The following is a 25,419-nucleotide window of genomic DNA, read 5'->3' on the forward strand; positions in this document are numbered from 1 at the left end:
GGCCTGGAGCCGCCGTCTTTCCCGGTGGCTATACGGTGCCATGCCGAAACCCAGCGCCGCTACCCTGCAAGCGATTCAAGGATATCTGCCGGCCTGGAGTAATAAAGCAAAGGCCCAGGATCGGCTTTAGCCAACCATGTGCCTGAGCGGAGCCCGATGTAGATTAAGTAGCGGAATGAAGAAGGTCGAAGGCTTTTGATTTTATCAACACCCTGCCAATACTAATATTCCTCTTTGATTTGATAAACATTACCAATTAAAGGATTATTTATTTCACTTTTTATAGCATAGTATTGATATGTATCTAATGTATCGAACACTATCTTCGCCTTCTCGATTACACCATCGTACATCTCATTTTCTTGCCCATCTAAAACCACAAGGCATTTATCGCCTATCTGAGCAAAGTATGCTATGTGTATGCTATCTGGACTAAAAGTAAGTGTTGCTTCCCCAATGGCATCACACATCTTCTCCTCTGTGCCATCAACAACTACACATTGTTTATCACCTAGTAATGCCACATAACCAACCCGCTCGCTGTTCGGGCTAAAACAAAGATGGCCGATGCCATCATACGGTTTCCCTTCTACTCCATCCACAACTACACGCTGTTTGTTGCCCGATTTAGCCAAATACGCTATGTGTTGGCTATCTAAACTAAAAACAGGGCATCCTTCACCAATGCCATCGTATTTTTTCTCTTCTTTTTCATCTACAACTACAAACACTTTTTTATCGTATTGCGCCACGTATGCAATGTGCCTGCTATCAGGGCTAAAAACAGATTGCCCCAACCCGATGCCATCAAAATGTCTCCCCTCCTTACTATCGATAACATAAAAGTATTTATCACCCATTCTAGACCCATAAGCCAAATGCTTACTATCAGGGCTAAAAACAATACTTCCTTCTAATATTTGATCATACTTCTCCCCCTCTTTACCATCTACAACAACGAAACGATCAACTCCCAATCTTGCCATATAAGCTATTTTCTTGCTATCCGAACTAAATATCGGTCGAATACCATAGTGAGTAAAATCATAGATTTTATCTTCTTTTCCATCCGCCACAGCAAACTGTTTATCACCCATCCTCGCACCATAAGCCAAGCGCTTACTATCAGGGCTAAAACTTAAACTGTCCTCTGAAATGCGATCATACTCTCTCTCCTCAAATCCATCAATGACCATAAACTCTTTTATACCCGTCCTAGCCACATAAACGATGCGATTGCTATCTGGACTGAAACAAAGATTATCAATGTGATCATACTGTTTGCCTTCCACCCCATCTGCTACCACAACATACTTCTTACCCATTTGTGCCAAGTAAGCAAACCGACGACTATCTGAACTAAATGATATTTCAAAGATACAATCATATTGTTTCTCCTCTATTCCATCCACAATGACAAACGACTTCTTAACTGATCCTGCTATATATGCAAATCGCTTACTATCATTGCTGAAGATAGGTGTGCAAACACCACGATATTGCTTTCCTTCTTTTCCATCAATAACTGCAATGAGTTGCTTACCTGATTGTGCAACATACGCCACACGTTCGCTATCAGGGCTGAAAATGGGATATTTAAACAGTGTATCATACCGTTTGTCTTCTTTCCCGTCGATAATTACACTCTGTTCGTTATTGTATTTATTGACATAGGCTATTCGCCTGCCGTTTGGGCTTACTGTGAATAAGTCTTCCATCCATGTATGATATTTTAATTGTCTATCCTCCGCTCTATAGAAGTGGGTATGGTGCCACACAGAAAAATCGATTCGAGCAATAAATGACTTTGCTATTTTTTTTCTGCTTTTATTATCATTATTCATCTCGGCACATGAAGGATACGATGTTTTAGCCGAATTCTCTATCGTTGTTCTTATATCAGATTTTGAGTTACTTTCATCAATATCATTTAATAGTTCCCCATCCTCAGAATAAATTTCATTAAATGAATAGTTACACTGAGGACACAGGGGCGAGACTTCAGGAACTCCCCGGTAAGAACATCTAGGGCACACTTTTACTTCATCATAAGCACTTGTAGGATAGTTTGGCTTACAACTTCTTTCACCAGAATATTCACCTGTCTTTTGATAATTTACGCCGACAGAAGTTGAATCTATGTTATCCTTGGACTTAAAAATCATATAGAGGACAGCACCAATGATAAAAATAACCCATTCCATAGTATTTCTCCACGTAATAATAATATAATAAGGGTAGCAATATTCTTACCAATAGTCAAGATATAATATTAACACTATAGGTTGGTTTTTATCCCCCTTGTCAAAATGGTAATATTCATAAAAAGGGGGAATATGGACATATACCAACAAATAGGCAAACAGATCAAAGTCATCCGTAAAAAGACCGGATACACCCAGGAAAGACTGGCGGAAAGCGCCGGATTGAGCCTGAATTACATCCATATGATAGAATCCGGCAAACGTGCGCCTACGGTGGACACGCTTAATAAGATCGCTGGTTGCCTGAAGGTCAAGCTCAGGGACCTTTTCTCAACGGACCTCCCGGCACCGATCCTAAAGAAGCAAAAGACCATAGAACTTACATCAGAAGAATACAAACAATTGCTGACAACCATCAAAACACTTAAGAAAAAGACCCGCAAAAACCTGTGAAATTATCACGGGTTTTTTAGTGCCTCAGCGTTCATTCCCCCTACACCGCCACCCGGCCGGATTAACTACTTATTCTCTTCCTCTGAATAATACCCGCTTGATCCGATAACCATATTATCCAGCACCCGAATCCCCAATAACTGGCAAGCCTCTCGCATCGTGCCCCAAAGCTGTCTATCCTCCGGCGATGGGTTGGTCTCTCCGCTAGGGTGGTTATGCACCGTTATAATGCTTGGTGCTCCGCTGGCCACCACTCCCCTTAAAACAAGCCCTGGCATCACCCGGCAGCTATCGGCGCAACCCATGGCAGTCATCTCCTTCTTTACCACCTTGTTCTTAGTGTTGACGTGCAGAACCCAAAATATCTCCCTATCAGCCAAAGCCTCCTTTTGCATGTATTCATATACCGCCTGCGGGCTGCATAACGGCCTTTTAGAGATGGCTTCGGATACTTTGATCAACTCCAATGGGGTCGCTTTGTAACGTTTCATATTTTCCTCCTTTTTGGGCACAAAAAAAGAGCCACTCCGTTATTGGAATGGCTCTTATTCATGCTGTTTATTCTTCATGGCGATCCTTGCAATTGGGACAGTACTTGTCCGGACAGTAGACCTCCGTTTCCCTTCCCATATAGACAATAATCGCTGTGTGGCCGCAAAGTGGACACGCGGCCCTGACCTCTAGCCTTTCGGTAAAAACTTTCTTTCGCCCCGTCTTAAGGGCTATGGCTATAGAATGCATATTCCCTCCTATAAGTTAAAGTAATCGCCTAACCACAGGCAATTGTTGTAATTGATTTGTCCGGGTTCGTGAAGAATGTAATCCACAGCCTTTTGAGCCGCTGATGCCGCACAAATGATAAGCTTCTTATCGCCCTTGAGCCGCTTTAACCAATGGTCGATGTAGGCGGCCTGGTTCCGGATAGTGATGGGGGCTATTCCAGCATAAGCACATAGGAAGGAGGATCCAATCTCCGCTATCAGCTCCTCGTTGCTGTAAGCGGCATTAAACCCTGCCTTGTCATAGCTATTATTCCGGTCTAACCTTTTTTGGTGGCCTGTGGAATGAACGGACTCGTGCCAAAGGGTGCTGTAAAACTCCTCCGGGCTGTCAAACCACTCCCGGGCCGGCATCCCGATCAAGTCTTCTTTCCTATCGTAGTAAGCCCCTCTTGAGCCTATCAATCCCGGTTTATTTGGCATATTGGCAAACACCGTTTCGCAAGCCTCGATGGGATTAATCTCCTTTCCTATTTGGGGAATCTTCTCCGCCGGGATCCCTGTAGTCTGCTCTAAGTTGAAAACACAGTAGTACCTCATCAACGGCACCTCGGTTATCTCCCCGGATTGTGAATTGATGTGTTCCAACAACCGCCAGTAAACGATCCTGAATGCCCTCGATCCCGGCTTAACTTGTCCGCCCAATTCCGTTATCTGGTTAAAGGTCGCATAAAAAGGGCTGACATGTTCCGATAGGGACAGAATAAGTAAATTGATTCCGTGATACTGCCTCTTGCTGATCATGTTCATTGGTAGGCGGGTCTTCCAAGGTTTTTGCCAGGGTATGGTGCCCTTCTCAAATGCCTCCAATATCTGATCCGTTACGATTTGGGCGACATCGGGCTTAAATTCCTTGGTCCTGGTGATCATGGCTTTCTCCTTTGTTTTAGGTTACGACCTGCCGATATGACAGGCCCTAGAACTTTTCATGCCATTGTTTCGGGGTGGCTTCCTTACGGCCCTTGCACTTGTCCTTAGCCTTGAGCTCCTTGGGACATCCGTAGGCCGACACGTTGTACCCGGCATTGATGAACACAGCAAACTTACACCCAATGCAGGTCTGACTTTCCGGCCATTGGTTGATCCTGAGTTTGGTTGACATGAATTTTCTCCTTTTAGTGGTTTAGATTTTGTTACCATTAGTGACTCAGAGCTTCGAGTATGTGCTCCGACCAGCTTACGGCCAGTTCTAAATTACCGGCGTTGTAAGCCTCGTCCTGCGCTCTTTGGCAAGCCTGGATAAAGTCCCATAGCTCGTGTGACATAGGTTCCTCCTTGTTACGGTTAATAAAAAAGGGCCTGCCGATTTGACAGACCCTGGGGGAAACAAAAAAAAGCCCCACCTCGGTTAAGAGATGGGGCTTTCTAAACGTTCTACAGTTCAACCTTAGCAAGAAATTCGGTGGATTTGCAGAAACATATGACATTCGAAAACGAATATGTATTGGCTCAACGGACAGGACTGGGATGATAGTACAAGCAATTATGTTTTGATTGGCTAAAGTAATTCCGTTGAAGAGGAGGAGCCGCCGCTGGTCAACACGAATAACAACGATCTACACCATTCTTCTAAATTTGGTTTGTTTCACAGATCTAGTGGTTGCATCTGGCTTTTGTAATATTTAAAAAATGCCATATTAACATTATCATCTCAAAGAATTTTATTGACAAATCATCCTTGTTATATTATTATATGGACTGGTTATAGTGCTATATTGGTTAAAGTAGCATCAATAATAAATATAGGGGTAAAAATAATGCTGGGAAGAGAACGTTTATTAATATTTGCTATGTTATCCAGTGTGTTAATGCTATTATTTGTCGGTTGTGGTACAAGCGGTGCAGGCCCCGGGACAGATACTGAATCGGGCGATGCCGGTGTTCTAACATTACAGGCGCATCCGATAACAGATAGCACTTCGGTTGAAGGAGAACAAAGGAATAAAATATATGTTTCCTTAACAACCAACCCAATAGCAGCGGGTGCTTCAATTACTTTTACTGCTGCACGAGTAAATGATGTTTTAGTAGATATTTTCCCAAAGTCAATAACAGTAACAACTGATAATAATGGTGTTGCGAAATGTTCTTTTGTGGTTAGTATTCATGGAGAGACAGATTTCACTTGGTCGTCTAAAGAGTATTGGCCTGGTGAGGAATTTACAATAAAAGCTACGAAAGGTAGCGTCTTTACCATAATTAACTGTAAACAATGGAGATTTCTCAGGGTTGAATATGATTATATGGCAAATTGCCAAGTATTGTTTGAATGGATGTCTAATCCGAACGAAGTTGGGTATACACAAAGCCAAAATATATTCTCCGGTTGGAGTATCTATAAATCACAATATCCTGAAAGGAATTGTTATTCGGACTTTAAAAAAGACCTAACCACTTATCTAAAAACAGACCAGATAAATTTAAATGCGAATATATTTGCAACTGAAGATGACCGTAATACGTTTTTAAAAAATAATGCAAATCGTGGTCCTGGGGTAGCTTCACCAGCATCCAATTATACAAGCTATCCATTATATATAGCTGGTGCCCAAGGTGTTGCCTGGACAACAGGATCAGGAAGTCAGATATACGGACAAGCCTCCGTTGATACATGGCCTGGCTGGGCAATGGTATATGTTGGGCGTATAAGGAGCGATATATCATCTCCAACACAACAAGAAAAGGTAATTAAATATGCGGTGGTTCATGAAATGGGCCATCAACTGGGTGGTCTTACGGATTGGACAAGCGTTAATCATAGCGGAACTGTGACTACGGATTGTGTAATGGGATCGTATCCGTTTTCAAACGATGATTTATATGACCCTAAATTTTGTTTAAAATGTGTAAATACAATGAAAATTAGCCTGTTCAATAATTATTAAGTATTAGGAGGAAATAAAATGATTAAGAACCTTGTTTTTCTATTTCTGATTGTATTTCAATCAATTAGCTTTGCCGGTGAGGTGTCTTTTAAAGTACAGGTGGAAAAGGATACGTATTTGTTAAAAGAACCAATATTTATTAGATGGTCTGTAGTTAATAATGGAAAGGAAGTCCTAAGGTATGAGGATGTAGGACCAACTTATGGCAATATGAAATATATTTTAGTTAATGATAGAGGATCAAGTATCCCTTGGAATGGTGTTCATACGGATTACTTGCGCGAAGCATTGTGGCATGGAGCAATACCCGTTGGGGATTCTTTAGTAAATGATTTTTATATGCAAGATAAAAATTTACTTAATGGCACAAGAAACCTGATAGAAGGAAAATATTCTTTTACGGTTATTATTGATGAAAACACATTTATCCATCAACCTCAAATAATATCAAACACCGTCCACTTTGCAGTTATTAAACCGAAAGACACTAAAAGCAGTGGCTATGATGATTATGCGACTATAATGAGTAAAAAATATACGAGAGCAACGGATGAAGTTAATGATTGGGAAATTTTTGTTGTAACCTACCCCCACAGTGTTTATACCCCCAATGCCATACGGCAAATAATTTCCATTTATCGGACTATTCTGAACGATAAAATTTCTGTACATAAGTGGGATCAAACATTATTTAAAGGATACCCAGATAATCTCATAACGGCAGAGTATCTTACCTACATGCTCTACTATTATGAATCTACTATAGATTCTAAAGAGCGAAAAAGATTGATGTCGTTGTTAAATAAAATGATTGAAGAATCCCCCAAATCAAAATCCGGGATTCTGGCAAAGGCTGCCTTGGATCGTAAAAAAAGGACAGGTAAGTTTTGTGGTTTTGGCGCTTGGCCATGGGTGCCGGTACCCCTGAATGAAAGGGTTAATGGTTTTAAATATATTGAAAAATAACATATAAAAAAGCGATGGGGAATAAAATGAAAATAAATATAATATTTTTTAGTTTACAAATGCTATTATTTGTAAACATAGCTGAGATATATGCTCAACAAAGTAAAGCAGCTTTGCATAATGATAAATCGACAGCAACATCGAAAAGCATTGAAAATCTATGCAACACAATTCCATCAATGCCGGAAGAAGGAAAAATACAGGCTGTAATAAATTCTTTTTTTATGGGTATTGTGCTTGGGGACAGTGATAGAGTAGTGGCAGCATGTCGTTTTTCTAAAGAAGATAAATCAAAAAGACAGTCGCTTGTAAAATTTACACAATTGTATAAAAATGTAAAATCCAACGAGGGGAAAGGCAGTCAATATATAGAAAAACCATTGTGGGATTTGATCTGGAAAGTAAATAAAACTATAAATATAAAAAATAATATTCAAGACATACCTGTCCAAATAGGGTTTAAGACGAGCCCTAAAAAACAAATAATGGTAAAAGTAACAAAATCTGGAACCTTGTGGTATATAACCGATTATCAGCAAATTATTAATTTTATTGAAGCAAATAGAAAGATTATAAAATCTATAAACAAGGATTCACGAAATGAAATGCAATAATTTTATATTATATTGTTTGATATTATGTATATCAACTATGTGCTTAGCCGAGCAAACAACTTTGATTTTTGAAACAGCTGTTGATGTTGATAATACTTGGCCAATACCTGATATTTATTCAGATAAAATATGCGATAATCTAATAAAAGATAATATGGGTGGTTTGATTTTATTTAAAATTCCCTGGGGTGTTGCCGCACTTTATAAGCAAAGAACGGATGGGAAGTGGTTGGCTTCGACAATAATCGCAGATAATGGATTCAATAGGCTAGTGTGTGGTGAGAGTTATAATGGTTCGATAAATACATATGGCAGTTATGGAACCGGAAATGGGCAATTTCAATTTCCACAGGGAATTGCTGCGGATGTTAATGGAAATATATTTGTTGCAGATTTTCGGGGAAGTCGTATTGTATGGTTAACCTACGACATTACTACAAATACAATATCATTCAAACAAAATATAACGGGAGGGAATCTTCTAAATCCTAAAGATGTAGACATTGATGATCGAGGCACTCCAACAGATCCTGCTGACGATGCAATATGGGTTACGGACTGGACGGGAAATAAATTGATAAAATATAAGCGTTCTGGCAATATTTTTATATATGATAGGTCTATCAGCGAATTAAATGGTATTGAAATGCGCACACCATCAGGCATAAGTCTGGTATCATTTACGGAAGAGGAACCCAGGCTTTATGTAATCAATGATAATGGTAAAAAGATAAATGGTTGGGAGGCGCCAACGGGTAGTTGTTTGACCTCTGTGGAAACTGATCATTTTGGAAACGTCTGGGCTGTTGATGCAATCGGCAAAATACATAAATTTGGATACTATTTAAATTATTTAACATCAATTGGAAATGCAGGTTCAAATGTGGGACAGTTTTTGGTGCCTAAAGATTTTGCTGTAGCCAGATCCTTAACAAACAATGGTAATTTTTATAAGTCTGGATCTGTTGTGATTTCGGAAAAATGGACAAGTAATACAGGCGGACAAACATGGGTTATTGGAGCTGATATTGTTAACCTAACGGGAACGTATGATGAACATTATCGAATAGTTTCCTGGGATTGTATAGTGACAGATAACGCAGAAATCACAGCTCAAGTGATTAATTATAATACCGGGGCAATAGTAGCTACTCTTATTGATGAAGGATGGCATTTCGCAGGTGCATTGCGCCTGAACTGGTATGAACCTCCCGAAACATATGGCAAGTATTATTTGAGGATGACAATTACATCTTCATATAGCAGCAATGGTGTGCCTACGGTGAATAATAAAGTGATCACGAGTAGTATCATTGAAGTGCCAGTTGGTTATGCAATAAATTTCCATTCTGGTTTTGAGTCGAACTATATTTGGCCAATAGATGCTGAGTATCCTGCTTGTGAAAACGTGGTTGAATATAATAATAATATTACTTCATACGATGCTTCGGGGATCTGGGCTATACCTATGTGGTATATTCCACATAGTGGATTATATTCTTATTTAGTTAAAGGTTATGATCAAAGCAGCTCAACAACAAATGATTATATATATTGGCGTTTATTTAATCGTGACATCAAAATAACAGAGAACTCGGTTTTATATTTTTGGAGAAGGGTAAGAACTTCACCTGGTGGTCAAGGCCGGATTTTTATTGATGCAAAATTAAAAAATGGAAAAGTAATAAGGGATATTTTTAATAATGGCACTTATTTGTGTGATCAGAAGGGGAAGAGAATACATCCTTCTTTTGCGCGACCTGATCCTGTAGATTGGAATTCATGGTGTTTCTATGCGATAAATTTAAGCTCTTTAACGGGAGAATATATTGATTATATTATGATAGGATATGATGATGATAATAATGAAAGTGGCTCTTTTGAAGTGTTTTTTGATGATGTTACAATAGAACAATATTATCCGTATAAAAATCAGTGGTATGCCGAGAGGTTTGGTGGGAATTCCAAAATAGATTTAAGTTTTAATACTGATAATTACGAAGGTGGCGCCGAACTTAAACTTAATGTTCTGGAAACAACAAGTCCGGGCACATGGGTTAACGGACCATTGCTGCGTAATAATATTGATGATGTGCCGGTCGCTCCCAATATGCGCGTAACCTGGGAACAGTATGACAGGAACCATTCATTATTATTTGAATTATTAGTTCAAGGCTCAGACGGACAGGATAGATGGCTGATATACGGGGCTAATGCCAGCAATCATTGGGATACTGACCAGGGCTTTGTTGATATGGGTATCGGGCAAAAGTTACCTGAAGGATCTGGCATGCCGCGCGCCAGTAGGTTAAATGTTTGGGAAAAATTCAGCCGCAATATTAATGACGATTATTTTGCAGAATTTGACGTTTCAGCATCAAGCATTAAAGAGCTTAGGTTAGGCCACTTCTCATATACCGGTTGGAGCGTTGGTGATCACGGCGGAACGGTAAAGAATATAGAGTTTACGGATGTTCCTGTGACTTCTTTTGTTAGCGGTTTCGAAGAAGGGCAATATACGCCCTTTGCCGACACTACTTATGAAAATACCATTGTTCCATATTTTGCAGGTCCTGTAGGCGCGGAAAACGGGGTAAACCCTCATGCGGGTAATAAAATGTATAAAATCCAGGGAACAGATGTTAATTTACCTATTGCTAAAGTTGCGGCCGTATCGGGGGCGATTGACGGTAAGACCTTTTGGAATGTTTATGATCCATATGTAAAAATCGGAAAAGGGTCTTGCCTGTCATTCTGGATGCATGTATATGCATCGCCAACAAATTATGGACAGATATTTGTCGATGCTACTACAAAGAGCGGAAAGCGTTTCAGTCAACTTATCGCACCTTCGAATATTTATCTCTGCGATAACAGCGGCATGAGAATAACCCCATCGGTTCATAAAGCGGCCATGGGCGAATGGGTCAACTATGTGGTCAACCTATCCAACAGTACCGCTTATCCCACGGGGTTGGAAAACGAGATCATCGATCGATTGATGATAGGTTATGACGATGCTGTAAACGACCAGAAGGGTAATTTTGTAGCGTATATTGATGATATCCAAATATTACCCAACTTGCCGGTTTACGATCAATGGTCGGTAGCTCATTTCGGCGGGGATCCCAATGCTACTATCGGCTGGCAGGAACAGACTGGAGGCGGAGCCAAACTTGTTATGGACAATAATGGCGGTTCGGTGGGTTGGGTTAATGGACCATGGGCGATAAAAGAATTATTTTTGCCGGTATCTGTTCTTTTTGACGGTATCGTCAATTGGAGCCAATATGATCCCACTCATGCCTTATTGTTTGCCTTGAAAATATCCGGCGCCGATGGTAAGGAAAGATGGTTATGTTATTCATCCAACGGCCAGAACCACGCCGGGGAAATAAGCAACGACGGGACTTTTGGATATGTCAATATGGAAACGACAGAAGCGTATAATGTTTGGCAGGATTTCAGCAGAAATATTTATACTGACTATAATAACCTTTTTACTGTTGTTCCAAGAAAAGTTGTTGCCATTGGATTAGGCCACTTCTCGTATGCTTCCTGGGATGGTGATTTAGGCGGTGCAGTTAGAGACATTGCTTTCCGCCGCCAGGATCGCAGATGGTATACATTAGTTGATATTCAAAATGAATTGGCATTGGCATACAATAATGCTGAAAAGATTACAGTATCCACGGATGGACTGCTGCATTTAAGCTATTCTGGGGAAGACAGTGTTTATTACACTTCCTCTGGGGACGACGGTCAGACTTGGACGACACCATATGCTATTGAAGGCGGCAGTTTGCCCGTCATTGCCGTTGACAGTAAGAATGCACCGGCTATTTCCTGGATAAAACAATGGGAACCAAACCTGGGTGGTGGTGTATATTTTAGCTATAAAACTGCTTCCGGATGGAGCCCTGCAGATACATTAACCTTTATGGATGCTGTGCCATGGGATTACATCTGTGGGTATTCGCCACCGTCAATGTCCATAACAAATGATACAGTATCTCTGGTTTATGAGAAATCGTATGGTGGTGGTATTCCACCATACATATCAAAGGGCTGGGCTTTGCATCAAATAAGATTTGCCCTAGGCAATGTCAACGCTAAAAAAGATACAGTATTAGACCAATATACTTATACAGTGCCGCCTCCCTGGGCTGTGCCAACATCTGCTTCAATGGCTACGGATTACAAGGGAAATGATCATATCGCCTGGCATAAGCTAGGGAAGATATATTATTCGATGCGGAAAATAGACGGGACATACAGTCCGATAGTAGAAATATCCGGACCGGGTTCGGCGGAAAACCCCTCGATAAATATATCCGGTGTAGCCAATGTGGTCTGGGAAGAAGACGGTGATATATACAAACGAACCGGTTATGACCAGAAATGGGATCCGATCATAAATATCAGCCAGTCTTCATCTGCATCGATGATGCCTTATATATGCGGCAGCGATATTCTATGGACCGAAGATGTCTCGAACGATTATGAGGTATTTAAGACTACATACAGCACGGAAAAGATGACATATGTTGCGCCGGATAATTTGTCGAGTACCGATTATGCATCAATATTCCCCCATGAATTTAAAGTACAGACAGCAATTGGCACAAAAACGTATTGCATTTGGGCGGAAGAGATTGAACCAGCGGTGCTGTGGGGTCTGACTTTTATGGTAGATACAACGGCCTTGGAGCCTGTTTATGCTGTTGACGTCGGACAAGAAACGCCTTCAATATTCAATGTGCAAAGAAATGGCTTCATTATCTATGAATCGCAAGCCAAAACTGACGACAATGCAGTAGAGCCTTATAAGACCGTAGATTATGATTCTACGGAATTGATATATTGTTTTGATAACGTTGATCCCAATAAAAAGCATAAGATATTGCTTAGTTTTTATCATGAAAGCGGTGATGATATTAAGATGAAACCATATGTCAACGATTTGCCGCTGGGTGAGATAAAGGTGAAGTCCGGTGAAGAAGTGATATTGGACAAGCAGTTATCGGAAGCAAGCAATAGGGATGGTCAGATAATAGTGCGTATTGAGAAAAGTAAAGGAACAATGGCTGTTTGCGGAAAGATACTTATTCATGAAGTCATCAAGGGCAATGGAAACGGGAAGGGTGGCGCACAGCTTGCCGAGCTTGGCAACATTGGTCAAACCTTTATATACAAGCTATTTCAGAACGCGCCAAATCCGTTCAACGGCCAGACCAGGATCAGCTACCAGTTGGCAAAACCCGGCAATGTCAGCCTGAAGATCTACAATACGCTGGGGCAATTGGTAAACACCCTAGTTGAGGGCCATCAGCAGCCAGGCATTTATGCCGCGATATGGAATGGTAGGGACAATTCAGGGAGAACAACAGCCAACGGGGTTTACTTCTATCGTTTGGAAGCAGGCGATTTCAAGGCAACAAAGAAAATGGTCATTCTTAAATAGAGTTGGTACCAACCAAACGAGGTGGTTTTTAAAAGACCACCTCGTTTCAATATGTCCCCATAGAATCCACTATTACTGGCTTTACTGGGCTTACTGGCCTTTGCTACAAGGGTACCCCATAGTTTGAAAAATTTACGTTTTGGCAAGATAGGCGGGAGCCGTGCAGTATTATCACTTATTCGGTGGATAAGGTGGTAAAGTCTGCCCCTCCTCTATAAAATAGGTTCTAAATACACGGACTACCGCCCACCATAATGAACATAATTAGAACCCGGCAGCACGGCTGCCGGGTTTTTCATTAAAAAGCCGGTTTTTCTTGTTGCGCAAAAGACTATTTTCATGTAATATTATCGGGCCGTATTTTGCCAGAAGAAATGCCCCGGCAGACCGATGTTTCTTCTGGGTGGACCGGCCCATGGGAAATTCAGGCGGTCTGCGGCCGGCCAATGTCTGGTGTTTTCAATTGACAGAATGATCACGGGAAGGAACGATATGGAGAACGACGGATTTCCCCGGCGCTATAAGATGATCCGGACCCTGGGGCAGGGCGGCTTCGGTCGGGTATTCCTGGCCAGGGACCTGGCGGCCGGCAGGGACGTGGCATTGAAGATGGCCTCCGGGCCATTTTGTCATTTGTTGAGGAACGAGTACATCCGGCTGCACCGGTTCCGGCATCCCGGGCTTCCGGAGGTTTACGACTTTTCGCTTTCCCCCCAAGGGGAAAGCGGGTATCTGTCCCTGGAATACTGCCCCGGGGAGTCCCTTTCCCAGATGCTGGCCCCGGGGGCCATGCCCCCGGCCGACGCCCTGCCCATTCTGGAAAAGCTTTGCCGGATCCTGTCGTACCTTCATCAGCGGGGCCTGGTCCATGGTGATATAAAACCCGATAACGTCATGGTCTCCGGCCTTTCGGTCAAATTGCTGGATCTGGGACAGGCCGGAACCGCCGGGGCCGCCCCGGGCTGCGGCACGCCGGCCTATGCCCCGCCCGAATCGCTGTCGGGACAGGGCGCCATTATCCGGGCGTCAGACGTCTACAGTCTGGGCCTGCTGCTGTTCCAGATGCTGACCGGGGAACTTCCCCGCCCGGAGGTCAGGCTCAACCGGAACGAGCCCCTGGCGGTCCAAATAAAAGAACGCTTTTCGGGGCCGGTGGCTGATCTGCTGGTAAAAATGCTTCGTTACGATCCCATCGAGCGGTACGATTCTGCCGGGTCTCTGCTGGAGGCGGGCTGCCAGGCCGGGATATTTTCCCCGGATCAGGAACTGGTGAGGTTCGCTTACGCATCGTCCCCGGCGGCTTTGCGGGAAGCCTTGGGTCATGATGACCCGGCCAAACCACGTCTGGTGAAGCTGGCCGGCGGGCAGGGAAGCGGCCGGACCGGCCTGTTGAAAGAGATCGATTTTATCAGCCGGCTCAGGGGCCGGGACAGCTATTACCTGGACCTGAAAAGCCTCCCGAAAAACGATATCCCGGATTTTGATTTCGCCGAAGGCGCCCTTCTTCTGATCGACCATATAAAGCCTTTCGATCCCCGGCTGGAAAAACTGTCCGGGACGGGGCGCTGGAGCATAATCTGCGCCGGAGGGGGCCCCGACGATCCTTCAGTCCCATCCACGGCGCGAGAGATTTCAATTGGGCCGGCCACGGAAGATCTTTATCGCCGTATCTTAAAAGGCTGTTTTGAGGATATCAGCCTCTATGACCTGGGTCTGCTGGCATGCCGGATTTGCGAGGAAACCGGCGATGATGTTGGGCGGGCCGAGGAGCTGATCCAATTTTACCTGCGGAGCGGGTGGATCTCAAAAAAGGAGAAGATCCGGCAGGTCAAATGGCCGGAGATCCTGGCCAATCAGGACCTTCCGGAAAACGGTGCCAGGAGGCTGTCCGATTGGTGGCAGGACCTGTCGGCCGACCAGAAAACCCTGGCTGGGGCCGCAGCCCTGGGCCAGCTTCCTGCCGGGCAGCCCCTACCGGACCGGTTAAGATACAGGATCGTAAAACGGGGCGAAAGGTACGCCATAAGCGATGAACAATGTTTAAGGCTGGTGATGGCCGGCTGGGGGCCGGACCAACGCCGGGAACTGATCGGACAGATCGAGCACCAGCCGGACCCCACCAGCGATTTTTTCTGCCGGGAGGCATACCGGACCTGGTTGCCGGATGGCGAACAGCGGATCCGCCTGACCACCCGGCTGTATGCCAAGATCCGGCAGCGGGGCGACATCCATCGCACCCTGTTGTTGGCCCGGGAGCTTTTGGCAACGGAAACAACCGATGGGGCCTTTTACCGGGAACTGGCAGAGCAGATCACCGACCTGTGCTGCCGGATGGGCCGCTGGAGCGAGGCCCTGGAGTCTTGGCAAAAACTGGAAAATTCCCGGGGCCGGGACTGGAAATACTGGAAGCGGCTGTTCTATATCATTTCCAACGGCAAGTTTTATGAGGAGGCGGAGAACAAGATAAAACTTCTGGCCGGGAGGATCGGTGAGCTGGATCCGGAATTGGCCCTTTTAGGCCAGAGTTATCAGGGATATCTCCGGGGGATCAGGGACGGCTCCGATGATTCGGACCGGATCCTGCGGGAATGCCTGAGCAGAGGAAAGGAACTGGGCAGCCCCAGGGCCATGATGGCTGCCGCCGAGCTGCAGGGCATATATCATTATCAGAAAAGCCGCTGGGATCTGGCCATAGAACCCCTGGAGACGGCAATGCAGCTATGGAACCAGGATACCGCTGGTTATGAAAAATCCCGGATCCTGGCTTTTTACGGGAACACCCTGGGGATACTGGGTTCCCCGGAGAAGGCCAGGGACAGACTGGAAGAGGCCGTCTCCCATGCCGCCTCAGCGATCCCGGATCAGGCCCTGGGAAAGATGCACTACAGCTTGGGGTCGGTATATTTTAACCTCCGGGATTGGGACCGGGCCGAGGAGGCATATCGGCAGAGCATGTACCACCTGATGGGCGTCGGCAGCCAGCAGTATTTAACAGAAGCCCTGACCGGCCTGGCAAACATCGCCATGAACAAGGGCGGCTATGCGGCGGCCCACCGGTTCCTTCTGGCGCTTTTGGCCGGAGCCGGCAAAGGGGACCGGGAGCGCGGCCTGACAGCCAGTCTGTCCAACCTGAGCATCGTCGAAAGCCTGTTGGGCCAAAAGGAGCTGGCGGCAATCCATATCGCCAAGGCGCTGGAGATCAGCCGACGACCGGACAGCGTTTGCGGTCCGGCGGCAGTGCTGAAGGTCAGGGCCGGTCTGGAGCTGGAACAGGGTAAGTGGCCCCGGGCCATTGCCACCTATCAAGAAGCAATGGAGAATTATCACCAGCTGGGCATTGCTCCGGATCCCGAGATATTGGCCGACCTGTCCTTTGCCGAGCACCGGAACGGCAATACCAGCCTGGCCCGGGAATACCTGTCCCGGGCGAAAGAAAATCCCCAGAATAACAGCATATTAACCGGTCAGATAAAAATCGTGGAGGGCATTCTGCAAATGGTCGATGATAACACCGGAAAACAGGGTTTGAAAACAGCGATCGAGGCCGGACGGGAGCTTATGGAGAAAGGAGATAGATTCAATGCCGCCAACTGTTGGCTGCGGGCGGCCGAGGAAGCGGTCGAGCGGGGCCGCCCGGAGTTGCTGGAAAAAGTCCTGCCCTGGCTGGTCCGGGCCGAATCTCTATTCATCGAAATGGGAACCCCCGATCACTTGGGCAGGGCCCGGGAGATGATGCTTCGGGCGAACCGCATCTGCTTCGACCGGCCGGACCGGGAAACATTTTCACCAAACCTGCTGAACGGCATCTATCGGCTGGCCGGCCTGCTGGCCACCGAAGTGGGCCAGCGGGATCTGGCTGGCGAATCGCTCAAGCTGGCGCTGGAGATGACCGGCGCGGAACGCGGGGCCCTTTTCCTGCTGGACCAAGACCTGCAGATAACCATGGTCGCTCAGATAGACCTGGATGACCAGACCAGAAAGGACGCCCTGGAATTTTCGGCCACCGCCGTCCGGGCCGCCGCCGGCCAGGGCCGGCTGATCATATCCAATGACGCCTCTTTGGATGAGGCCTTCCGCTCGCGGCTCAGCGTGCAGCGAAACATCATCCGCTCGCTGCTGTGCGTCCCCCTGCATTTTCGGGAAGGGGCGGCCGGGGCCGTCTATCTGGACTCCCGGGTCACCAGCGGCCTGTTCGGGGACAGACAGAGGGAGTTCCTGCTGGCCCTGGCCGGCATCATCGGGGCGGTCCTGGAAAGCGGCCAGCTGATCAGCCGGCTCCGTTTCGATCAAGCGGCGGCCGGATCCCAGGAGAACGACATCTCCGACTTGATCATCGGCCAATCTCCCCCGGTCAGGCAGATGATCCAGCGGATCAAGACCGTTGCCCAGGCGGACATCACCGTCATGCTGGACGGCGAATCAGGATCCGGCAAGGAACTGGCGGCTTTGGCGGTCCACAGATTATCGTTCCGGGGGAAGCGCAAGTTCCTGGCCCTGGATTGCGGCTCGCTTCCGGAGACCCTGTTGGAATCGGAGCTGTTCGGTTATGTTAGGGGTGCCTTCACCGGCGCCGGCAAAGACAAGCCCGGACTGTTCGAATCGGCCGATGGCGGCACGGTATTCTTGGACGAGATCGCCAGCGCCAGCCAGGCGGTTCAGTCCCGCTTGCTGAGGGTGCTGGAGAGTGGGGAGATCAGAAGGGTGGGAGAGTCCGAGAGCCGGACGGTGGACGTCCGGGTGATCTGCGCCACCAATAAAGATCTGGAGACAGAGATCAACGAAGGCCGTTTTAGGGAGGACCTGTACTATCGGCTTAAGGTGATGACCATTCCCATTCCCCCGTTAAGGGAAAGGAGCGGAGACATACTGCTGTTGACCGAATATTTCAAAGAAAAGTATTGCCGCAAATTCGGCAAGATCGGGCTCCGGTTTGATTCCGAGGCCAAGCAGCAGATGATCGGACATGTCTGGCCGGGCAACGTCCGTGAATTGGAGAATACCGTCCAAAGGGCGGTGCTGCTGACGAATAAAAAGGCCATCACCCCCAGGGAACTGGAGATATCCCCGGGTTTGAGCGAAGGCCAGAATAAATATCAGAACGATCGTCGCCCGGATATACTCGAGGCCGTTAAAAATTTTAATGGAAATATCTCTCAAGCGGCCAAAGCATTAGGGGTATCCCGCCGTCATCTGTACCGGCTGATGGAAAAACACAATATTAAAGTGTGACATTGTGTAAAAAGTGAGACCCAGGGACACATATTTTGTTACTTAAGTAAAATGAACAAGTTATAATATATTATAGTCGTTTAATTAAAGCGACTGAGACATAATGTCTCAGTCGCTTTTTGTTTTTTTCTCCCATCTGAACCACCGTGAAATGGTAAAGACCGTAAAATCAATGAGTTGTAATAAATATATATTTTTGGCACGATTAATGAAACTATAAAAGACAGATGCTCAAACAATCAATCAATAAAATCGGAGACAAAATGAAAAAACTGATTTCCTCTTTACTGCTGGCAATTCTGCTGGCTTCCCTGGCTGGAACCACTATCGGCTTTGCCGATGACGATCCGCCCCCCACCCCTAACGTGGTCTACCCGGTGCCTCCGCCTCCTCCGGACGAATTTTAACCAAAGGTGAAAGGCCGATCAATTTACTGCCGGTCAGGTGGAATTGCCGGCCCGGCAGTAAATAAAGCTTGAGGAATAAATATGTACGATAGAATCCACATATACCATTTTCTGCTTAACAACGGCAGGGAATATTATGGAAAGGTGCTGGCCCACGACCGGGACAAGATCGTGATCAGCGCCCTGAGGCTGGCCGAGCAGCCTCGCCGGGTGATCCTGTACCAGAACTCAATGGTAATGGCCGAAAGGATGGATGGACGGGGCTTTTAAGGCCGGCTCAAACCCGGCCCCGGTCGGATCATCAGGGCCAGGCGGTCAGGAGGCGGATAAAACCATTCTGCTGGCGGGGGACCAGAAAGCCATGCGGGAGGTGGAGGCTTTTCTTCTCCAGAACAAGGGTTATGCCGTTCTGACCGCCGACAGCATTAGTCGGGCCGAACAGCTTTTTGGAGAGAACCGGCAAGCGGTCCGGCTGTTGCTCACCGACCTGGTCCTGCCGGACGGCAGCGGCGTCGAATTGCACCGGAAATTGACCGGGATCAAGCCGGAGTTGGTGACCCTGATAGTTTCCGGCAGCCGGCCCGGCCCGGGAGAGATCCCCCGGGAAGCCCAATTCATGAAGAAGCCGTTCGCCCTGGCGGAGCTGCACCAAAGATTGACCCAGGCCCTGGAACGCCCCGATGGTTTCGGCAAAAAGCCGCCGCCGGTCTGCGGGCTGGCTCATCGGTTTCCGGCCGATCAGACCGATCTGTTTGCCCGGGGATTTGAATTTGCCTGTTGTGATTCCCGGGATTGCCCCTACAAGAAGGTACACCAGCGCCGCAAGTACTGCTTCTATCCACGGGCCGGCGGCGACGAGAATTTAAACGAGGAGGTTAACGGATGTTCTTTTCCGAGCAGACCCTGAAAAAAGCCTGGGCCAGGGCCGAAGGAAAGTGTGAATCGACCAAGGTGGTTGATGGGCGTAAAGTGCCCTGCAGTCGCGGCCTGCATTGGGACAAGCACGGCATGCTGCATGAACCGGAGGGCTGGCTTGCCCGCCATCGGGTGCAACTGGCCAACGGTATCATCGACATCGCCGCCAACTGTGAGGTTGTTTGCCGGGAGTGCCACCGGCAGGCAACATTGGAGACCGGCTGAAACCGGGAGACCCCTTACTTTTCTGTAGGCCAGAAAAGTAACAAAAGCCTGTCCTGAGCAGGACCCATGCAAAGCAAACGAAGGAAGCCTTTACCGCCCGGCAGGATGAACAGGCGGTAATTGTCAACCAACAAACCGTTAAGCCTCTAAGTGTGCTCAGGATGACAAGATCTTTTTCTCGCCAAAGCAAAATTGCCGCAGGCGGGGAGCCGGGGGTCTGAACTCATCCCTGCCCTTCTCTTGGCAAGAGAAGGGAAAGAGGGTTGAGTTGGTGTAATTTAATTGCCGAAGGCAAAAGAGTTTTTTACCTTCGACGCTTCCCCGGCCAAGCTTGGGTTTCCTATAGTGTTACTTTCTTGTGACCAAGAAAGTAACCAAAGAAGTCTTGCCCGCCCGACAATTTCCGGCAGGAATGATATCCCCGGACTAAATTCCTTGACCGGGGCGGGGAGCCAGGCTCCGCAATGAATTTTATACGTCCGCTTCAGCCTAAGCAAAATTGTCGCAGGCGGGGAACGGGGGACGGTCCCATACCTCTGAGTCGAATATAACCCATAGGAGACAGGGAGATGTATACCACCGGGATAAGCGAAAGGGAAAAAATGTTGGGCTACGCCCTGTGCCCCGTTCCGAATCCCGCCGGAAAACTGCCGGGGGAGCCGGAGCAGGTCCTGGCGGTGGCCTATAAACTGGACGATGAGAACCTGATCGTCAAAAAGCTGTACCCCATGGGGGGCTGCCGGTATTGGCATTTGAAAAAGGCCAGCGATGACTGGAGAACGGTGAGCAATGTGGAGCCCGACCCGGGAAAGGCCATCGAGCGGGCCAGGATGGGCTGAGGCGCCCTTTGGCCACCGCCAATAATGTGAAAGGGGAATATCGCAGGGGCGGGTTTGTAGCCTGCCCCCGACTGCAATATCCGGCTATCCTGTCATTCCCGACCTGATTGGGAATCCAGTGTACCTGCCCTTACTTTTTTTTGACCTCACCCCTAAAGCTATGGCACTTGAAGAAGCCATAAAATTAGCGAAAGCGGAAGTAATCCACGGTTGTCATTCCTGTCCCGCATCAAGTGCGGGATAAATTCCGACAGGAATCCAGAGCGTTCCTTACTTTACCTTATGCTGTTTTTATGGAGAGTGAATCGCAAAGAAACGGCGTTTTGTCTTCGTTGGTAGTTGATAAAACACTTACGTTGCGCCGTAATATTAAATTATAACGGAGGTGCCCAGCATGGTAAAAATCAAATCATCAACTCAAGCGCTTAAAATCGGGGCAATGTTCATTTTGGCTGTAACACTGATTAGTTGCGGCTCGATGAAAGTGCGAATGGTCGGGCAGTATGACCAGATGATCGATAGGCAGGTGACGGAGCTTCAGGAAAGCACCATGGGGTTCTTCAATAAAATGGAAAGAGGTCTGGGAACGGATGCTGCCAAATATGAAAGCAACAAACAATTTTATTATGATGCAAAAGTCATAGCGCAATGCGCCCGAACAAGAGCGGAAGCCCACGAATACGGCTTGAAATTCAAACCATTGAGCGACAATCTCAAATCGCTTGAAGAACAATATGTCGATCTGGAAACGCTGCATAAAATGAATTTTAACGAACAGGTCCTGGAATCAAGCCGGAAAGCCTTTGAACAATCCTTTACCGCCGTTATTAGATATCTGCTGGCACTAAACGGTGAAAAGGAACAAACAAATAAGGAAGGAGAATAACATGAAGCCGCTGGAAATAAAGGGAATAGCCGGTAAAATAATCGGCATATATAAGTCTGTTTTCGCTAAAAAATGGAAAGAGGTGGGAATGTATGCCGAGAACGAAGCCTTGAAATACGCCAATAATATCGCCCAGATAGATCTTTGGAAAAAATCCGGCCAAGTAACCGAAGAACAGGCTCGAGCGCTAATGAGCCTACATGCCCGTTCCATGAAGATGGTATTGACATCGACTGCGGGAATGAGCCTGGTGCTGGTGGAAAAAGCGGTTAACCAAGCCATAGACGAAATTAAAGGCGTTGTCAATAAAATAATCGGATGGAAATTGTTATAGAAATCATGAATGACAAAAAAGTTTTCAACCAACCATTACGAAAGGAGAGACCCATGATCACCACTTTAGCCCATGACGAATTAATGTCCATGGGCGAACGCTACCGCACCGACTATCTCATAGAACAGGGCGGCTATACCCTGGGGATCGCCACCAAGGAGGGCAAGTCCCTGGTCGCCCTGCTGCCGGCCGATTTTCTGACCGAGGTGCGGGCCGCTTTAGACAGCGTTTCGGCGGCCCTGAAGGACAAGACCGTGGCGGCGGCCGACGCCAAAAGCGCCACCGCCTCCCAGAACGCCGCCTTTGCCGGCGCCAAATTATGGCGCTCCAGGGTCATGCATCGCTGTCGCCGGGCGGCCAGCATGGGAAACCCCATGCCGGAGGAGCTGGTCCACGTCGCCCGGGCCAAAACTGTTCCGGCCGTCATCGGCCAGATGGACAAGATGACCAAGCTGTTGGAGGCCAACAAGGCGATTCTGGCGGCCGACACCGCCGCCCTGATCAAACAGGGTCAGGAACTGACCGTGGCCTTAAAGGCGGCCGACGCCAGCCAGGAGGTGAAACGCTTTAAGGACCTGCCTGATGCGGTCCAGGCCTTTTACAAGAACAAGGGCCTGCTGTACATAGGATTGAAGGTGATCAACGACGCCGGGCGGGAGCTTCATGCCGGTGAGCCGGAAAAGGCGGCCCAGTATAATTTGGGCATCCTGCGGCGCAACCATGGCAAAAAGACCACCGAGACCGGGGCCGAACCGGGCAAGTAGGAAGTATATTATTCCCCTCTCCCAATAAATTGGGAGAGGGGGCTTACAAAAGGCGGTGTTCGACCCACATCTGGAATGATCCGCCGTACATGAGGAATGGTTCGCCCCACACGGGATCTGGACCGCCGCAGAGGTGGAATTGCCCGCTCAGCATAAAAAATGGCCCACCGTAGATAAGGAATGGTTTGCCAAACACGGTGTATGGCTGGCCGGAGATGCGGAATAGGCCGCCGAACATGGGGCAGAAAACACAACACACAAGGATGGAGCGATGATAGACGCCAAAAAACTGCTGGCAGAGATAGAAAAGGAGATGACCCTGGAGGCCAAGAGCGTATTCCTTAGGTACGGTCGGGACGCCGCCCGGGACGGCCGGGAATTCTTGTCCGCCATAGGAACGGACCTAAAGCAATGGTCCGCAAAACTGGATTCCGGGGCTTTGAGCCGGGAGGGCTATATTGCCCTGGTGAACGGGGCCAAGGAGCTGGCCGGGATGCCGGCCCTTAAGCGGAGGGGCATCGGGCGGGTGATGTTAAAAGAGTTCCGGGACCGGATGGCGGAGATGATAATAAACAGGACGATGGGGATGCTGGGGTGAATAGGCTGAATTTTGGCAGGCTAAGAACAAAGATAAAATAAAAGAAAAGGGGCGGGGAGATGAAATACGCAGGCTTGACCGATGATCCGATCAAGAGGAAACAGGCGCACGGGAACCCGGTGGATTGGCGGGTGGAGAAAATGTTCACCTCTGAGGAGGAGGCCCGGAAATGGGAGAAGGGGATACGGGTTTTGGGGTACCAGGCCGGGACCGGGGGATCGGGCTGGAGGTATGGTTATACCTATACCATAACCGAGGGGACGAAGCAGTGAGGGGCGGGCATAAGGCCGGGGCGTAGGACACCTTTTACCACAAAGACACCAAGGCACAAATGGTATATTTCAATTGGCACCACCCTTCGCAGGGCACCTTTTACCACCAATAAGAATGAAGCACCATGACATTGAATATTCGAAATGGATTGCACCGGATCGGCATTATCTTTACCATCGCGTCATTGGCGGGCTATCTCTTTTATTTCATAGCCAAAGGCCCGCGGGATAGGGACTCTATAGCCCTGGCGGCGTGTTTAATTGCCAGCGGTATTTTGACGGTCCTTACCACGAAAGAGCCGTGGAGAAAAAAGCGCGGCCCTGGTCCAGCCGGCGGCCTTGAAGGAATTTAATGAGTAGATGGCGAAGTTCGTTAAGATCGCCAGGGTGGCGTTGAGGAGCAAGCGGGAGTATCTGGAGAAGATAGGGGTGCCGGCCGAAAAAAAAGCGCCAGTCCTGGCGCCATGCTCCGGACCTATGGGGAAGGGGGGAAGGTGAAGTGAGAAGCGGAGAACGGAAATGGGGAATCGTGCATCGTTATTCGGGGAGCGGGGCAGGGGGAATATTTCGTTTGACATTAACTTGTGATTAATAGTATTATAATGAAGATCATGTGGTAAATAGTTTTGCGTATTATGAATCAAGATGGTAGCAAAAAAAGGGGAGACATTAACCTTCGGACGAGCCTTAGGTGTGGTCCCCCATCGTGATTCAACCTGAATAAATATCGCATAACTGGCAAGTCAAGTGGAAAATACAGATATAATCAATCAACAAGAAAAATATCGTCTTTATATTGACGAATCCGGAGATCATGTTTTTCATGATATAGAGACACTTGCCAAGCCGCCGCATAGGTTTTTAGCATTGCTCGGCTGTATATTTTGCCTGAAAAATTATCTGTTATTTCAGGGGAAATTAGAGGAATTGAAACGGACCCATTTTAATCATAACCCGGATGAACCGCTGATATTTCATCGCAAAGAAATGGTAAATTGCCAAGGGCCGTTTTGGAGGCTGAGGGATATCGGTTTTAGAGATAATTTCAATCAGGCGCTGCTGAAAACCATCAGCGAAGCAAAGTTTGGATTGATCTTGGTTGTTATTGACAAACTTTCATATAAGAACAGGTACCCGGATCCATTTCACCCTTACCATATATGCCTTGATTTTATGCTTCAAAGATATGCAGGATTGATGAATCACTACAACCGTCAGGGGGATGTGATGGCTGAAAGCCGGGGAAAAAAAGAGAATGGTTTGCTGGCCAATGCTTATGATCATATTTACACCCACGGAGACATGCACCACGATGCCGGCTTTTATAAAAGGGCTTTGACCAGCCGGGAAATAAAGCTTAAAGGGAAATCCGCCAATATCGCCGGTTTACAATTGGCCGATATTTTGGCATATCCGCTTAAGCAGGCATATCTGGCTGAAAACGGAATATGCGAGGAAGCGGCGGATACCTTTGGCAATCTGCTGGTTGAAGCCGTTTCAGACAAATATAACCGGCATATCTACCATAAATATGTAAACGGTTACGGGAAGGTATTTTTTCCAAAATGAAAAAGACCTTAGGAGC

At 47.1% G+C, this 25,419-nt stretch carries 22 protein-coding genes; 16 read left to right on the plus strand and 6 right to left on the minus strand.

From position 1 onward, the window contains the following. Positions 1–221: 221 nt before the first annotated feature. Complete coding sequence (locus tag A2273_04795; GenBank protein OGF07787.1) at positions 222–1,718, minus strand: hypothetical protein; 1,497 nt, start codon at positions 1,716–1,718, stop codon at positions 222–224. A 618-nt stretch (positions 1,719–2,336) separates the two neighbouring features. Here A2273_04795 and A2273_04800 point away from each other — a divergent pair. After that, the gene (locus A2273_04800) at positions 2,337–2,657 is read left to right on the plus strand and encodes a hypothetical protein (GenBank protein ID OGF07788.1); all 321 of its coding nucleotides are present in this window, start codon (positions 2,337–2,339) and stop codon (positions 2,655–2,657) included. Between the two features lie 65 nt (positions 2,658–2,722). Here the strand turns inward: A2273_04800 and A2273_04805 are convergent, their stop codons facing one another. From A2273_04805 to A2273_04825, 5 genes are all read right to left on the minus strand, one after another. Next, positions 2,723–3,148, minus strand: coding sequence for a hypothetical protein (locus A2273_04805; GenBank protein OGF07789.1), 426 nt, complete (start codon positions 3,146–3,148; stop codon positions 2,723–2,725). Between the two features lie 67 nt (positions 3,149–3,215). Continuing rightward, positions 3,216–3,398 carry a hypothetical protein gene (locus A2273_04810; GenBank protein OGF07790.1) on the minus strand — a complete coding sequence of 61 codons (183 nt, stop codon included), beginning with the start codon at positions 3,396–3,398 and terminating at the stop codon, positions 3,216–3,218. Between the two features lie 8 nt (positions 3,399–3,406). Continuing rightward, positions 3,407–4,306 carry a hypothetical protein gene (locus A2273_04815; GenBank protein ID OGF07791.1) on the minus strand — a complete coding sequence of 300 codons (900 nt, stop codon included), beginning with the start codon at positions 4,304–4,306 and terminating at the stop codon, positions 3,407–3,409. Between the two features lie 46 nt (positions 4,307–4,352). Then, complete coding sequence (locus A2273_04820) at positions 4,353–4,538, minus strand: hypothetical protein (GenBank protein OGF07792.1); 186 nt, start codon at positions 4,536–4,538, stop codon at positions 4,353–4,355. Between the two features lie 1,274 nt (positions 4,539–5,812). Beyond that, positions 5,813–6,106, minus strand: coding sequence for a hypothetical protein (locus A2273_04825; GenBank protein ID OGF07793.1), 294 nt, complete (start codon positions 6,104–6,106; stop codon positions 5,813–5,815). Between the two features lie 233 nt (positions 6,107–6,339). Here A2273_04825 and A2273_04830 point away from each other — a divergent pair, with 233 nt between their 5' ends. The 15 genes from A2273_04830 to A2273_04900 all read left to right on the plus strand — a co-directional run bounded on the left by A2273_04830 (position 6,340) and on the right by A2273_04900 (position 25,403). Then, positions 6,340–7,287: a hypothetical protein gene (locus tag A2273_04830; GenBank protein ID OGF07794.1), complete on the plus strand. Its 948-nt coding sequence runs from the start codon at positions 6,340–6,342 to the stop codon at positions 7,285–7,287. Between the two features lie 26 nt (positions 7,288–7,313). Next, the gene (locus A2273_04835) at positions 7,314–7,901 is read left to right on the plus strand and encodes a hypothetical protein (protein ID OGF07795.1); all 588 of its coding nucleotides are present in this window, start codon (positions 7,314–7,316) and stop codon (positions 7,899–7,901) included. A gap of 1,840 nt (positions 7,902–9,741) precedes the next feature. Further along, complete coding sequence (locus A2273_04840; GenBank protein OGF07796.1) at positions 9,742–13,365, plus strand: hypothetical protein; 3,624 nt, start codon at positions 9,742–9,744, stop codon at positions 13,363–13,365. Between the two features lie 492 nt (positions 13,366–13,857). Further along, positions 13,858–18,594: a hypothetical protein gene (locus A2273_04845; GenBank protein OGF07797.1), complete on the plus strand. Its 4,737-nt coding sequence runs from the start codon at positions 13,858–13,860 to the stop codon at positions 18,592–18,594. 488 nt (positions 18,595–19,082) lie between these two features. Next, positions 19,083–19,271, plus strand: coding sequence for a hypothetical protein (locus tag A2273_04850; protein OGF07798.1), 189 nt, complete (start codon positions 19,083–19,085; stop codon positions 19,269–19,271). Beyond that, a complete protein-coding gene (locus A2273_04855; GenBank protein OGF07799.1) occupies positions 19,255–19,908 on the plus strand; it encodes a hypothetical protein in 654 nt (217 codons plus the stop codon). Before A2273_04850 ends, A2273_04855 begins: the two co-directional genes overlap by 17 nt. After that, positions 19,884–20,141: a hypothetical protein gene (locus A2273_04860; protein OGF07800.1), complete on the plus strand. Its 258-nt coding sequence runs from the start codon at positions 19,884–19,886 to the stop codon at positions 20,139–20,141. Before A2273_04855 ends, A2273_04860 begins: the two co-directional genes overlap by 25 nt. A 569-nt stretch (positions 20,142–20,710) precedes the next feature. Then, the gene (locus A2273_04865) at positions 20,711–20,980 is read left to right on the plus strand and encodes a hypothetical protein (protein OGF07801.1); all 270 of its coding nucleotides are present in this window, start codon (positions 20,711–20,713) and stop codon (positions 20,978–20,980) included. Between the two features lie 394 nt (positions 20,981–21,374). Continuing rightward, a complete protein-coding gene (locus A2273_04870; GenBank protein ID OGF07802.1) occupies positions 21,375–21,866 on the plus strand; it encodes a hypothetical protein in 492 nt (163 codons plus the stop codon). Between the two features lies 1 nt (position 21,867). Next, complete coding sequence (locus A2273_04875) at positions 21,868–22,200, plus strand: hypothetical protein (protein OGF07803.1); 333 nt, start codon at positions 21,868–21,870, stop codon at positions 22,198–22,200. Positions 22,201–22,253: 53 nt separating this feature from the next. Continuing rightward, a complete protein-coding gene (locus A2273_04880) occupies positions 22,254–22,964 on the plus strand; it encodes a hypothetical protein (GenBank protein ID OGF07804.1) in 711 nt (236 codons plus the stop codon). A gap of 271 nt (positions 22,965–23,235) precedes the next feature. After that, the gene (locus A2273_04885; GenBank protein ID OGF07805.1) at positions 23,236–23,562 is read left to right on the plus strand and encodes a hypothetical protein; all 327 of its coding nucleotides are present in this window, start codon (positions 23,236–23,238) and stop codon (positions 23,560–23,562) included. Between the two features lie 59 nt (positions 23,563–23,621). Continuing rightward, on the plus strand, positions 23,622–23,834 hold the full coding sequence (locus tag A2273_04890; protein ID OGF07806.1) for a hypothetical protein: 213 nt from the start codon (positions 23,622–23,624) through the stop codon (positions 23,832–23,834). Between the two features lie 125 nt (positions 23,835–23,959). Continuing rightward, complete coding sequence (locus A2273_04895; GenBank protein OGF07807.1) at positions 23,960–24,187, plus strand: hypothetical protein; 228 nt, start codon at positions 23,960–23,962, stop codon at positions 24,185–24,187. A gap of 514 nt (positions 24,188–24,701) precedes the next feature. Next, a complete protein-coding gene (locus A2273_04900; GenBank protein OGF07808.1) occupies positions 24,702–25,403 on the plus strand; it encodes a hypothetical protein in 702 nt (233 codons plus the stop codon). Positions 25,404–25,419: the final 16 nt, after the last annotated feature.

The organism is Candidatus Edwardsbacteria bacterium RifOxyA12_full_54_48, assembly GCA_001777915.1.
Taxonomy (GTDB): Bacteria; Edwardsbacteria; AC1; order AC1; family EtOH8; genus UBA2226.

Bases quoted from the DNA above. Each gene is read 5' to 3' on its own strand.
- A2273_04835 (OGF07795.1), top strand. From the start codon at position 7,314: ATGAAAATAAATATAATATTTTTTAGTTTACAAATGCTATTATTTGTA.
- A2273_04895 (OGF07807.1), top strand. From the start codon at position 23,960: ATGACATTGAATATTCGAAATGGATTGCACCGGATCGGCATTATCTTT.
- A2273_04870 (OGF07802.1), top strand. From the start codon at position 21,375: ATGGTAAAAATCAAATCATCAACTCAAGCGCTTAAAATCGGGGCAATG.
- A2273_04855 (OGF07799.1), top strand. From the start codon at position 19,255: ATGGACGGGGCTTTTAAGGCCGGCTCAAACCCGGCCCCGGTCGGATCA.
- A2273_04865 (OGF07801.1), top strand. From the start codon at position 20,711: ATGTATACCACCGGGATAAGCGAAAGGGAAAAAATGTTGGGCTACGCC.
- A2273_04850 (OGF07798.1), top strand. From the start codon at position 19,083: ATGTACGATAGAATCCACATATACCATTTTCTGCTTAACAACGGCAGG.
- A2273_04815 (OGF07791.1), bottom strand. From the start codon at position 4,306: ATGATCACCAGGACCAAGGAATTTAAGCCCGATGTCGCCCAAATCGTA.
- A2273_04830 (OGF07794.1), top strand. From the start codon at position 6,340: ATGATTAAGAACCTTGTTTTTCTATTTCTGATTGTATTTCAATCAATT.
- A2273_04890 (OGF07806.1), top strand. From the start codon at position 23,622: ATGAAATACGCAGGCTTGACCGATGATCCGATCAAGAGGAAACAGGCG.
- A2273_04810 (OGF07790.1), bottom strand. From the start codon at position 3,398: ATGCATTCTATAGCCATAGCCCTTAAGACGGGGCGAAAGAAAGTTTTT.
- A2273_04840 (OGF07796.1), top strand. From the start codon at position 9,742: ATGATAGGATATGATGATGATAATAATGAAAGTGGCTCTTTTGAAGTG.
- A2273_04860 (OGF07800.1), top strand. From the start codon at position 19,884: ATGTTCTTTTCCGAGCAGACCCTGAAAAAAGCCTGGGCCAGGGCCGAA.
- A2273_04875 (OGF07803.1), top strand. From the start codon at position 21,868: ATGAAGCCGCTGGAAATAAAGGGAATAGCCGGTAAAATAATCGGCATA.
- A2273_04880 (OGF07804.1), top strand. From the start codon at position 22,254: ATGATCACCACTTTAGCCCATGACGAATTAATGTCCATGGGCGAACGC.
- A2273_04795 (OGF07787.1), bottom strand. From the start codon at position 1,718: ATGGAAGACTTATTCACAGTAAGCCCAAACGGCAGGCGAATAGCCTAT.
- A2273_04800 (OGF07788.1), top strand. From the start codon at position 2,337: ATGGACATATACCAACAAATAGGCAAACAGATCAAAGTCATCCGTAAA.
- A2273_04885 (OGF07805.1), top strand. From the start codon at position 23,236: ATGATAGACGCCAAAAAACTGCTGGCAGAGATAGAAAAGGAGATGACC.
- A2273_04820 (OGF07792.1), bottom strand. From the start codon at position 4,538: ATGTCAACCAAACTCAGGATCAACCAATGGCCGGAAAGTCAGACCTGC.
- A2273_04805 (OGF07789.1), bottom strand. From the start codon at position 3,148: ATGAAACGTTACAAAGCGACCCCATTGGAGTTGATCAAAGTATCCGAA.
- A2273_04845 (OGF07797.1), top strand. From the start codon at position 13,858: ATGGAGAACGACGGATTTCCCCGGCGCTATAAGATGATCCGGACCCTG.